At 70.3% G+C, this 11,787-nt stretch carries 10 protein-coding genes and 1 tRNA gene; 5 read left to right on the top strand and 6 right to left on the bottom strand.

Features of this window, described 5'->3' with window-relative positions:
- The first annotated feature begins 48 nt into the window (after positions 1-48).
- The gene (locus tag JOF44_RS04940) at positions 49-678 is read left to right on the top strand and encodes a superoxide dismutase (RefSeq protein WP_209888043.1); all 630 of its coding nucleotides are present in this window, start codon (positions 49-51) and stop codon (positions 676-678) included.
- Positions 679-923: 245 nt separating this feature from the next.
- A complete protein-coding gene (locus JOF44_RS04935) occupies positions 924-1,412 on the top strand; it encodes a single-stranded DNA-binding protein (RefSeq protein ID WP_209888040.1) in 489 nt (162 codons plus the stop codon).
- Positions 1,413-1,416: 4 nt separating this feature from the next.
- Here JOF44_RS04935 and JOF44_RS04930 read toward each other — a convergent pair whose 3' ends face one another.
- Positions 1,417-1,983, bottom strand: coding sequence for a PPA1309 family protein (locus JOF44_RS04930; RefSeq protein WP_209888037.1), 567 nt, complete (start codon positions 1,981-1,983; stop codon positions 1,417-1,419).
- Positions 1,984-2,136: 153 nt separating this feature from the next.
- On the opposite strand from JOF44_RS04930, the gene JOF44_RS04925 reads away from it, so the two are divergent.
- The 3 genes from JOF44_RS04925 to JOF44_RS04915 all read left to right on the top strand — a co-directional run bounded on the left by JOF44_RS04925 (position 2,137) and on the right by JOF44_RS04915 (position 6,247).
- Positions 2,137-5,247 carry a UPF0182 family membrane protein gene (locus JOF44_RS04925; protein WP_209888034.1) on the top strand — a complete coding sequence of 1,037 codons (3,111 nt, stop codon included), beginning with the start codon at positions 2,137-2,139 and terminating at the stop codon, positions 5,245-5,247.
- A 197-nt stretch (positions 5,248-5,444) separates the two neighbouring features.
- Positions 5,445-5,518, top strand: a tRNA-Met gene (locus JOF44_RS04920).
- A gap of 75 nt (positions 5,519-5,593) precedes the next feature.
- Positions 5,594-6,247 (top strand): SGNH/GDSL hydrolase family protein, encoded by a 654-nt coding sequence (locus JOF44_RS04915; protein ID WP_209888031.1) that lies wholly within the window; start codon positions 5,594-5,596, stop codon positions 6,245-6,247.
- A gap of 70 nt (positions 6,248-6,317) precedes the next feature.
- Here the strand turns inward: JOF44_RS04915 and JOF44_RS04910 are convergent, their stop codons facing one another.
- The 5 genes from JOF44_RS04910 to aroA form a co-directional block, all read right to left on the bottom strand.
- A complete protein-coding gene (locus JOF44_RS04910; RefSeq protein ID WP_342591668.1) occupies positions 6,318-7,004 on the bottom strand; it encodes a C2 family cysteine protease in 687 nt (228 codons plus the stop codon).
- 187 nt (positions 7,005-7,191) lie between these two features.
- Positions 7,192-8,412, bottom strand: a complete 1,221-nt coding sequence (locus tag JOF44_RS04905) for a pyrophosphate--fructose-6-phosphate 1-phosphotransferase (RefSeq protein ID WP_209888025.1) — start codon at positions 8,410-8,412, stop codon at positions 7,192-7,194.
- A 144-nt stretch (positions 8,413-8,556) separates the two neighbouring features.
- Positions 8,557-9,351 (bottom strand): inositol monophosphatase family protein, encoded by a 795-nt coding sequence (locus tag JOF44_RS04900; protein WP_209888022.1) that lies wholly within the window; start codon positions 9,349-9,351, stop codon positions 8,557-8,559.
- A 54-nt stretch (positions 9,352-9,405) separates the two neighbouring features.
- Positions 9,406-10,458: a ribosome small subunit-dependent GTPase A gene (gene rsgA, locus JOF44_RS04895; RefSeq protein ID WP_209888019.1), complete on the bottom strand. Its 1,053-nt coding sequence runs from the start codon at positions 10,456-10,458 to the stop codon at positions 9,406-9,408.
- Positions 10,455-11,783, bottom strand: coding sequence for a 3-phosphoshikimate 1-carboxyvinyltransferase (aroA, locus tag JOF44_RS04890; RefSeq protein WP_209888016.1), 1,329 nt, complete (start codon positions 11,781-11,783; stop codon positions 10,455-10,457). The genes rsgA and aroA overlap by 4 nt, the downstream gene beginning before the upstream one ends.
- Between the last annotated feature and the right edge of the window lie 4 nt (positions 11,784-11,787).

Here is an 11,787-nt window from a genome sequence, read left to right as displayed (position 1 = left end):
CCGACGGAGCGCGCGAGCACGACCGACCGTCTATCGAAAGGGACTGCCATGGCGGATTACACGCTTCCGGATCTCGATTACGACTACGGGGCGCTGGCTCCTTCGATCTCGGGGAAGATCATGGAGCTGCATCACGACAAGCACCATGCGACCTACGTCAAGGGTGCGAACACGGCGCTGGAGAAGCTGGCGGCGGCTAGGGAGTCCGAGGATTTCGGGGCGATCAACCAGTTCTCGAAGGATCTGGCGTTCAACCTCGGGGGGCACACGAACCACTCGATCTTCTGGAAGAACCTCTCCCCGGAAGGTGGGGACAAGCCCACCGGTGAGCTGGCGGCCGCGATCGATGAGTTCTTCGGGTCCTTCGATGCCTTCCGCGCCCACTTCACGGCGGCGGCGCTGGGGATCCAGGGATCGGGCTGGGCGATCCTGGCCTATGAGCCGATCGGCGGGAACCTGGTGATCGAGCAGTTCTACGATCAGCAGAACGGTGTGCCGGTGGCGACGATCCCGCTGTTCCAGCTGGACATGTGGGAGCACGCCTTCTACCTGGATTACCAGAACGTGAAGGCGGATTACGTCAAGGCGATCTGGAACATCGTGAACTGGGCCGACGTCCAGAAGCGGTTCGAGAACGCCCGGAAGGTCGGCGCCTCGCTGGTGGCCCCCACCGCCTGAGGCCCGCGTGCTGCGTGGCCGGCTCGTGCCGGCTGCGAACGTCCGAACGGCCGGTCCCCGAACGGGGCCGGCCGTTCGTCGCGTCCGGGGACCGGCCCGGACCACCGGTGGACCATCCTCCCCACGGCCCCCTCGTCCACAATCGCGGCCCTGCCCTGGCTTCCGGGGGAGACGTGCGAGGACGGTGGGATTCCTCGGCACGGCGCCGAGGCCGGACACCCCGGCACCCCAGGAAGGACACCGCCATGCGGGACATCCACACGACCTTGATGGGCAACGCCACTGCGGACCCCACGCCGCGACAGCATGATGACGGCACCACCTCCGCGAGCGTGCGGGTCGCCGTCACCTCGCGCTACTACGACTCCTCCACCAGCGGCTTCGCCGATCGCAAGACCGAATTCATCACGGTCTTCACCCGGAGGGCCCTGGCCCGCAACCTGCTGACCTCGGTGAAGAAGGGGAACCCGCTGGTGGTCACGGGCCGGCTCGGGCTCTCCGAATGGGTGGCCGACGACGGCACGTCACGCCACTCGCTGACTCTGCAGGCCGAGGCGCTCGGCCACGACCTCACCTTCGGGGCCGCGTCCTTCGCGCGCCCCCTGAAGGCCGAGGACGTCCCCGAGCACGACCCGCAGTCCGGAGAGATCCTCTCCCCGGACGAGGAGGAGGACTCCGTCTCGCCGCTGACGGACGAGCAGAGTGAGGACGACGAGCTGGCGCCGGCGTTCTGACCGGTCAGTCCGCGGACTGCAGCGTCTCCAGCAGGGCCGCGGAGATGTCGGGCAGCAGCGCGGCGCCGAGGACGTACCCGTGCTCGGTGCCGCGGTGCACTGCCGACCAGGTGGTGCCGTCGGCGAGGGCGGCGACGACGACCCGCAGCGCTCGCCCCTCCGGCAGTGCCGAGCCGTCGGCCGGCTCCGAGCTGCCGTCCTCGGCGCGCACGCTCCACGAGGTCGGGGCCAGATCGCAGGCGATCGCCCCGCCGGCGGCCAGATCCGGCCACTGCACGCGCTGCAGCGCATCCAGCGGGTCATCCCCGCCGACCGAACCGTCGGCATCGGACCCGTCGTCGAGATCGATCGGCGTCAGATGCAGATCATCGACGTCCCGGTCCCCGGAGCCGTCGGTGCCCAGCAGGGCCGCCAGCGACGGCGAGGTGGCCATCAGCTCGGCGCTGCGGGCCAGGGCGAACAGTCGAGGAGCGTCGAGCGCCTCACCCTCGAGGTGCCGCGCCACCTCGAGCACGGCGGCGGCGAGAGCGGCGGTCGGGGCGTCGAGCGGGTCCGTATCGGGAGTCGTCATCGGATCGAGAGGTCCCTTACAGGTTGACCTGACAGAATGGAGGGGTCGCCGTGCTGGGCACGGCGGCACCACACTGTACCCGGAGAGCGGTGCGACCCCTGCGAGGCCGCAGGGACCGCCGCGTCTCCGACACCGAGGCACCCGAGGTTATCCGTGAGTTTCTCCGCCCCCTTCGGCGACACACCCCGGCCGCGCCCGCGACCGGCCCCTGACTCCAGCTCTTCGACACCCCGGAGGATCTCTCCGCTGGCCATTGCCGCGATCGTCGTCGCGGCACTGGTCATCCTGCTGGTCGTGGCCTCCGAGGTGTGGACGAAGTACCTGTGGATGGACCAGCTCGATTTCAGCGACGTGCTCGTCGTCCGCTGGATCACGCAGGCGGTCCTGTTCTTCCTCGGCTTCCTCCTCTTCGCGATCCCACTGTTCTTCAGCCTGCGCATCGCCTATGTCAAGCGTCCCGTCTACCCCCCGGTGACCCGTGAGCAGGAAGCTCTGGAGCAGTTCCGCTCGGCGGTGGACCCGCTGCGCCGCGGCCTGACCATCGCGGCTCCGCTGATCATCGGTGCCTTCGGCGGCCTGGCGGCGTCCCGCAGCTGGCAGGACGTGCAGCTGTTCATGCACCCGCAGAGCTTCGGGGAGACCGACCCGGTCTTCGGCAACGACGTCGGGTTCTACGTGTTCACCCTGCCCGTGATCGACCTGATCGTCTCCTTCGGCCAGTTCGTGCTGCTGGTGGCGATCGTCGGCGCCCTCATCGGCCACTTCATCTACGGGGGCGTCGCCTGGGGCCAGGAGAGCGGGCTCGAGGTCACCCGCTCCGCCCGCCGCCACCTCGGCGTGCTGGCCGCGATCTACGTGCTGCTGCTGGGAGCCGGGCACTGGTTCCAGCGCTACGACATGCTGGTCAACCAGCACGACCGCTTCCACGGCGCCTCCTACACGGACGTCCACGCGATCCTCCCGGCCCAGACGATCCTCGCGATCTCCGCGATCGTCGTGGCCGCCCTGTTCGTGCTGTGGATCTTCCGCTCCGACTGGCGCATCCCCGCCATCGGCGCCGGTCTGATGATCCTGTCGACCCTGGCGGTCGGCAACCTCTACCCGTGGGCGATCCAGCAGTTCCAGGTCCAGCCCAACGAGCGCACCCTCGAGCAGCCGTACATCCAGCGCAACATCGACGCGACCCGCGCCGCCTTCGACATCGATGACGTCGAGGAGGTCTCCTACACGGCGACCACCGACGCCGAGCCCGGGGCGCTGCGCGAGGATGCCTCGACCACCGCGCAGATCCGCCTGATGGACCCCAACATCATCTCGCCCACCTTCGAGCAGCGCGAGGCGAACCGTCGCTACTGGGGCTTCGAGGACGTGCTCAGCGTCGATCGCTACGAGATCGACGGGGAGCTGCAGGACACCGTCATCGGCGTCCGTGAGCTGCGCCCGGACAAGTTCGACCTGGCCTCCCGCTCCTGGGTCGACCAGCACATCATCTACACCCATGGGTACGGCACCGCCGCCGCCTACGGCAATCGCCGCAATGCGGACGGCGAACCCAGCTTCCTGCAGTCCGGCGTCCCCGGCGAGGGGGCCTTCGGCGACTACCAGGAGCGGGTGTACTTCGGTCGCCATTCCCCGGACTACTCGATCGTCGGCGCCCCCGAGGGTCACGAACCCGAGGAGTTCGACTACCAGTCCGGCACCGACGGCGAGAACGCGGGCGAGCAGGTCAACAACACCTTCCAGGGTGACGGCGGACCGTCGGTCGGCGGCTTCCTCAACCAGCTGCTGTACTCGATCAAGTTCCGCGATCCGAACATCCTGATCTCCGACTACCTCAACGAGGAGTCGCAGATCCTCTACGACCGCGCCCCGCAGGACCGGGTGAAGGAGGTCGCGCCCTTCCTGTCGCTGGACTCCCAGATGTACCCGGCGGTCGTCGACGACGAACTGGTGTGGGTGGTCGACGGGTACACCTCGACCGATCAGTATCCCTACTCGCGGACAGTCGACCTCGACACCGCGATCAACGATTCGCAGACCGATCCCGCGAACGGCGCGGAGAACCGGGACCGGTCCGCGAACTACATGCGCAACGGCGTCAAGGCCACCGTCAACGCCTCCGACGGCTCCGTGACGCTGTACTCCTGGGATACCGAGGACCCGATCCTGAAGGCCTGGGAGGAGGTGTTCCCGGGGGCTCTGGAGTCCGCCGACGACATCAGCGGTGAGCTGATGAGCCATCTGCGCTATCCCGCGGACTACTTCAAGGTCCAGCGCGAGCTGCTGGGCACGTACCACGTCAAGCAGGCGGACGACTTCTTCGGTGCCCAGGACTTCTGGCAGGTCCCGCCGGATCCGACGCAGCCGGCGCCGACCAACGCCGACGGCTCCACCGGCGAGCAGGCCGCGCAGCCGCCGATGTACCTCACGATGCAGATGCCGGGCACGGACACTCCGCGCTTCACGCTCTCCTCGAGCTACATCCCGGCCCAGGGGCAGAACGTGCTGACCGGCTACCTGGCCGTCGACTCCGAGACCGGGGACACCGCCGGCAACCCGGCCGACAGCTACGGCGACATGAAGCTGCTGGTGCTGCCGCCGACCAATCCGGTCAACGGACCCGGCCAGGTGCAGGCGACCTTCAACTCGGAGCCGAACGTCTCCCAGGCGCTGAACCTGTTGCAGTCGGGCAACTCCGAGGTCATCAACGGCAACCTGCTCACGCTGCCCGTCGGCGGCGGTCTGCTCTACGTCCAGCCGGTGTACCTGCAGTCCTCCGCCTCCGGCGGCGGTACGCAGTACCCGCTGCTGCAGATGGTGCTGGTCTCCTTCGGCGACAAGATCGGCTTCGCGCCGACGCTCGACGAGGCCCTCGACCTGGTCTTCGGCGGTGATTCCGGGGCGACCGCCGGTGACGCATCGGTCTCCGATCCCGACGGCGCTTCCGGCGCGGTCGATGCGGAGACCGGTGAGGGATCGGTCGAGACGCCCGAGGGCGAGGAGGACGCGTCCGCAGGCGACGAGTCGACCGAGGAGGAGGCGCCGGCCGGCGACTCCGGCACCGCCCAGGAACGGCTCGATACTGCGATCGCAGACATGGATGCCGCAGTGGCAGACTCCCAGGAAGCCATGGAGGCCGGGGACTGGGCCGCCTACGGCGAGGCCCAGGATCGTCTCGCCGATGCCCTGGACCGCGCCGTGGCCGCGAACCAGGAGCTCGGGGGGACCGGCACACCGGCGCCGTCCGACGGCGGAGAGGGCTGATCCCCGCCGGCTGCTGAGTCCGGCCCAACCCGCTCGCGCACGCCCGATCGTCCCGGTCACCGACCGCGGAGGGTCGGGCGTGCCGTCGTTCCAGGCACGCTACCGCAGGTGAACAGGGCTTGAACGTGGCATGGCGCACGTTCGGGCCCCGCCGGTTGGACGAGGGAGGGGCAGGGCCGTAAAGTAGTTCATGTCGCCGCGGGGTGGAGCAGTTCGGTAGCTCGCCGGGCTCATAACCCGGAGGTCGTAGGTTCAAATCCTGCCCCCGCTACGAAGAGAAGGCCCGGACAGGGATCTGTCCGGGCCTTCGTCATGTCCGGCCCTTGTCCTCTGGCAGGATTGCCGCATGACGGCGACCTCGCTTCCCGCGCCTCGGACGCTGCTGTTCATCGGCGACTCCATCACCGACTGCTCGCGCACCGAGGATCCCGACGGCCTGGGCTACGGCTACGTGCGTCTGCTGGCCGAGCACTTCGCCGCTCACGAGCCCACCGCCCGCGTGATCAACCGGGGGATCAGCGGGAACAAGATCGCCGATCTCGTCGCCCGCTTCACCCCGGACTGCCTCGAGCACGACCCCCAGGTGGTCACGATCTACGTCGGGGTCAACGGCTCCTGGCACCGCTTCACCCAGGGCGAGGAGCAGCGGGTGAGCCCGCAGGAGTTCGAGGAGGGCTACCGCTTCCTGCTCGATCAGCTCTCCGCCACCCGGCCGGCCGCCCCTGTGCTCATGGTGCTCCCGTTCGCGGTCGACGTCAGCGAGGAGATCGCCCGCATCCACGAGGACCTCGACGAGAAGGTCCGGATCATCCGGGACCTCGCCCGGGAGTTCCAGCACCCGGTGGTCGATCTCGAGGCGGTGCTCCAGCGCGCCTGGACCGTGGGCCACACGCCGCCGTCGATCGCCGAGGACGGCGTGCATCCGACCATCGCCGGGCACCGACTGATCGCCGATGCGTGGCTGGCGACGTTCACCGGAGTGGACCCGGCCGCTCGCTGAGCAGCCGGAGACGCGGAGCGCGGACCGATCGCTGAGCACGGCCGCGGCGGAGACCGGACCGACCGGGGGATCAGCGCAGCGGCGGCGTGACGTCGACGGACAGGAACCCGCGGCCGAACGTGCGCGCATCGACCGCCAGAACCCGCCCCGGGCGGGTGGGGTCGCGCAGCTGCACGTGACCGCTGACGACGTCGGCCCCGACCACCGCGTACACATGGGATCGCGGCAGCGGGCCGTGCGCGGTGGGCAGCAGGCTGCTCAGCGGATGCGTGGAGGCCGTGATCGCTCGGCCCTCCTGACGCCAGGCGAGGATCTGCGCGGCGGAGGGGAGGCGCAGCAGCGTACGCACGCGCAGCCCCAGCAGCAGCTCGAGCCCGAAGCGGGCCACGCCGCGCTGCAGAACGGTGTAGCCGCCGGCGACATGGGCGGCCACCGCCTTCTCGAGCACGCCGACCCACCCGGGGTTCGCGCCGTCCCGGCGGGCCGCGACGAAGGCGCCGGAGGCGACCACCGGCATCTGCCGATCCACCCGGATCGCAGCGTCCACGGCGGGCAGGCGCACCGTGACCGTGCCGTCGTCCTCGGCGCTCAGCAGGCTCGGCAGTCGCCGGGGGTCGGTCTCGTGGATCGCGAGCATCGGGGCGATCACCCAGCAGTCCCCGACCCGGCCCTGCCGAGGCCGCAGCGGGCGAGGCGGGGTCAGCGGCCCGGTGTCGAGCCGCCATCCGGTGGCCGCAGGTCCGGGGGAGGACAGCACGCGGACGGGCGCGTCCTTCGCCGCCCCGAGGGGCGCTTCCGCCCCGACAGGCGCTTCTGCCCCGACAGATGCTGCGCGCGCCCGCCCGGAGGGGGCGAGCGCGCGCAGCGAACGGCGCCAGGTCCGTACCCGGGGCTGACGCTCGGTGGTCATCGGCGCGGCGGGTCGCGGGGCGGGCGGCGGTCGATCAGTGGGCCGGGGCGGGCACGATCTTCTGGCCGGTGCGCTCCATGACCTCGTGGAACCAGGGCTGGGAGATGTCGAAGGCCTTGTGGCCGGCGATCCGCTCGAACTCGATGGCACGCAGCACGTCGCCGTTGCCCTCGTCGTGGCCGATGACGCCCGAGCCGCCCTCGAGGGCGACCTGCACGGCGAGGTCGGTCATCGACTTGATCAGACGCAGATCCTGGGCGTTGGCCTTCGCCGAGCGCGAGAAGTAGCCGGACTTCTGGACCATGGACTTCTCGGCACCGAGCTTGGCGGAGAACTGGTCGGCGAACCACTTGCCGGGGTTGATCGTGTCGATCTTGACGTGGCCGAAGGGGTCCTTCTCGGGCTCCTCGCCGCGGGCCTGCATCTCGGCGACGATCTCCGGGATGCCGGCGCCCTCGGACAGGAAGATGTTCACGCAGCCCACCTCGTCCATGACCTTCTTCAGCCGCTCGGCCTCGGCGTCGATGTCCAGGGCCAGCTCCGGCAGGAACACGGCGTGGACGTCCCAGCCCTCCGGGGTGTGGCCGATCCCGGGCAGCCATTCCTGCTGGTCGTGCCACTGCTGGTAGTACTCGGCCGCCTGCGCGGTGAGGTAGCCGCAGGCGCGGCCCATGATCTCGTGGATGATCAGCATGCGCGGGTTCGAGCCGTGCTCGGCGATGATGTTCTGCGCGAAGATGCTGGTCTGCTCCGCGGCGCTCTGCGCCCCGAGGGACTGGCGGATCGGCACGATGTCGTTGTCGATCGTCTTCGGCAGGCCGACGACCTGCAGGTCGTAGTCGTTCTCGTGGACATACTTCGCCAGGTCCGCCGCAGTGGTGTTGGTGTCGTCCCCGCCGATGGTGTGCAGGACGTCGACGCCGTCGGCGATGAGCTTCTCCGCGGCGACCTCGAGCGCGTTCTGACCCTCGGCGATCAGGCCGCGCTCGACCAGGTCCGCGGTGTTGGTCAGCTTCACGCGGGAGTTGCCGATGGGGGAGCCGCCGTAGTCGTGCAGCACCCCGGCCTTGGCGCGCACCTCGTCGTCGACGACGATCTTCTCGCCCGAGAGCAGGCCCCAGTAGCCGTGCTTGTACGCGATGATCTCGACATCGGGCACCAGCTCGGTGTACCGCTCGATGAGTCCGCCGACGGCGGAGGACAGGCAGGGGGCATAGCCACCCGCGGTCAGCAGGGCGACGCGCTTGACGGTCATGAGGAGGGGATTCCCTTCACGGTTCGGGGTTGCGATGCCTCGAGTCTACCGACCTGGTGGCACGCCCTGATCCAGGGTCCGCGGGGCCGGGCCCGGCCCCGCGGACCGGTCCTCGCGCTCAGCCCTCCCGCTCGGCGGTCCCGCTCAGGACTCCCGCGGGGCCAGCGCCTCGAGGATCTCCTCGTGCAGGGGACCGTTGGTGGCCACCGCGCTGCCACCGAAGGGGCCCTCCTCGCCGTCCAGGGAGGTGAAGCGGCCCCCGGCCTCGGTGACGATGGGGACGAGAGCGACCATGTCGTGCAGCGCCAGCTCGGGCTCGCAGGCCGCGTCCACGGCGCCCTCGGCCACCAGCATGTAGGACCAGAAGTCGCCGTAGGCACGGGTGCGCCAGAAGCGCTGCATGAGGTTCAGCATCTGGGGGAGGCGGTCGTGATCCGCCCAGCCGTGCAGCGAGGAGTAGGACAGCGAGGCCTGATCCAGCTCCTGGACCTGGGAGACCGAGAGACGGGAGGCGCTGTTGATGCGGGAGCCGGTCCAGGAGCCGACGCCCTCGCCGCCCCACCAGCGCCGCGAGAGCGCGGGGGCGGAGACCAGGCCGACGACGGGGCGGCCGTCCTCGATCAGTCCGATGAGGGTGCCCCACACCGGCACGCCGCGGACGAAGTTGCTGGTGCCGTCGATCGGGTCGATCACCCACTGCCGCGGGGATGCGCCCGTGGACCCGAACTCCTCGCCGATCACCTGGTCCCGCGACCGGGACCGGGCCAGCTGCGTGCGCACGAGCTGCTCAGCGGCGGTGTCGGCGTCGGTGACCTCGGTCAGGTCGGGTTTGGTGGAGACCTCGAGGTCCTGCGCCTTGAAGCGGGACATGGTCAGCTGGTCCACGGCATCGGCAAGCACATGGGCCAAGCGCAGATCATCGGCATAGCGACTGGACATGGGCCCACCCTAGAGTGATCCGGGGACGCGGACGGGCAGCGACGCGGGCCTCGCTCACGGCTCCCAGGGATCGTTCCGCCGCAGCGTCACGGCGAGTCGACGGTAGGACGCCAGGCGCACGGGGCCCGCGCTGCCGGCCTCCCCGGCCTCCACCAGCGCGTCCAGCGCGCAGTCCGGGGCGGTCTCGAGATGGGTGCAGCCCCGCGGGCAGGACTCGGCCAGTGTGGCGAGATCGGTGAAGGCCTCCAGCAGCTCCTCGGGGTCGACGTGCCCCAGTCCGAACGACCTCACCCCGGGGGTGTCGATGACCCAGCCGTTCTCGCCATCCCCGTCCGGCAGCTGCATCGCCAGGGCCGAGGAGGAGGTGTGCCGCCCCCGGCCGGTGACGTCGTTGACCACCCCGGTGGCGCGATCGGTGCCCGGCACCAGTGCGTTCAGCAGCGTGGACTTGCCGACGCCGGAATGGCCCACCAGCACGCTGACATGTCCTGCCAGGCGCCGCCGCAGCTCCTCGAGCCCGGCGATGCCACCGTCGTGGTCGACCGCGGTGACCATGTGCTGAAGACCCAGCGGGGCATAGGCGCGCAGGAACTGCTCGGGGGAGCGGAGATCGGCCTTGGTCAGCACGAGCAGGGTATCGACGCCGGCCACGTAGGCCGCCACCAGGCAACGGTCGATCATGCCGCCGCGCGGTTCCGGGTCCGCGACCGCCGTGACCATCACCATCAGGTCGACGTTGGCGACCAGCGGCCGTTCGGTGGCGTCGTCGTCATCGGCGCTGCGGCGCAGGAACGAGCTGCGTTCGCGGATCCGCACGATGCGCGCGAGCGAGCCGTCGCGCCCGGAGGTGTCGCCCACCAGGCCCACCAGATCGCCGGGGACGACGGGCGAGCGCCCGAGCTCCCGCGCGCGCATCGCGATGACGGTGCGCTCCTCGTCCGTCCCGGGGGCCACCACGGTGTGCCAGCGGCCGCGGTCGACCGAGACCACCCGTGCGGTGATCGCGTCGTCGTGCCGGGGGCGGTCCTTCGTCCGCGGCCGGGACCCGCGACGATTCGGCCGCACGCGGACGTCGGACTCGTCGTAGTCGCGGGCGGACCGTCTCACGCCTGGCCGCCCTCCGGCGGTTCGGTGTGCAGCATCGACAGCCACATCCCCACGAAGTCCGGCAGGGTCTTCTGCGTGGTGGCGATGTTGACCACGCGCAGATCCGGCACCCGCAGCCCGATCACGGCCGCAGCCGTGGCCAGACGGTGGTCCTCATAGGTCTCGAAGACCCCGCCGTGCAGCGGACCGGGGTGGATCTCCAGACCGTCCTCGTGCTCCAGGGTGCGGGCACCGATCTTGGTCAGCTCCGTGGCCAGAGCCTTCAGACGGTCGGTCTCATGACCGCGAAGGTGTCCCACCCCGCGCAGGCGGGAGGGTGAATCGGCCAGCGCCGCGAGTGCCGCGATCGTGGGAGTCAGCTCGCCGACCGCCGAGAGGTCGGCGTCGATGCCGTGCAGCGCGCCGGTCCCGCGCACGCACAGCGAGCCCTCCTCGCGCCAGACCTCCCCGCCCATGCGGGCCAGCAGCTCCCGGTAGGCGTCCCCGGGCTGGGTGGTCTCCTCGGGCCAGTCGTCCACGGCGATGGTGCCACCGGTGGCCATCGCGGCGGCCAGGAAGGGACCGGCATTGGACAGATCCGGTTCGATCACCATGTGCGTCGCGGAGATCGGTCCGCGGGGTACGGTCCAGCTGTGGTGGCCGCCGGCGTCGACGTGATGCGTGCCCTCGATGCCCACCTGCCGCAGCGTCGCCAGCGTCATGTCGATGTGCGGCAGCGAGGGCAGGACGGTGCCGGTGTGCACCAGCTCGAGGTCGGCGTCGCCGCGGGCGGCCACCAGCAGCGCGTTGGAGACGAACTGGCTGGAGGCAGAGGCATCGACCTCGACCCGTCCGCCGCGGAGCTGCCCGGTCCCGTGCACGGTCAGCGGGAGACGTCCCGCCTCCCCGTGCTCGGTGACTACCACGCCCTGGCTGCGCAGCACCTCGATGACCGGCCCCATGGGGCGGGCGAGGGCGGCTTCGTCCCCGGTGAAGCGCACCTCACCGTGGTGCAGGGCAGCGAGCATCGGCACGAAGCGCATCACGGTGCCGGCCAGGCCTGTGTGGATCTCGATCGGGTCCGACGGGTGCTCCGTCGGAGGTGGCAGCGGCGTGACCCGCAGCGAATCCTCGTGCACCTGCAGGGAGGCGCCGAGACGCTCGAGCGCGTCCCGCATCAGCCGGGTGTCGCGGGAGATCAGGGCCCCGCGCAGCTCGGAGGATTCGTCCGCGGCGGCGGCCAGGAGCATCCATCGAGCGGTCAGGGACTTCGATCCCGGGACCCGCACCAGTGCGTCGACGGGCTTGTCGGCGACCGGCGCGGTCCACAGCACCTCGGAGACCACCAGG

Source organism: Brachybacterium fresconis, assembly GCF_017876515.1.
GTDB lineage: Bacteria > Actinomycetota > Actinomycetes > Actinomycetales > Dermabacteraceae > Brachybacterium > Brachybacterium fresconis.
The sequence above is the reverse complement of the archived record's forward strand: the minus strand, read 5'-3'. Positions and strand labels throughout refer to the sequence as shown.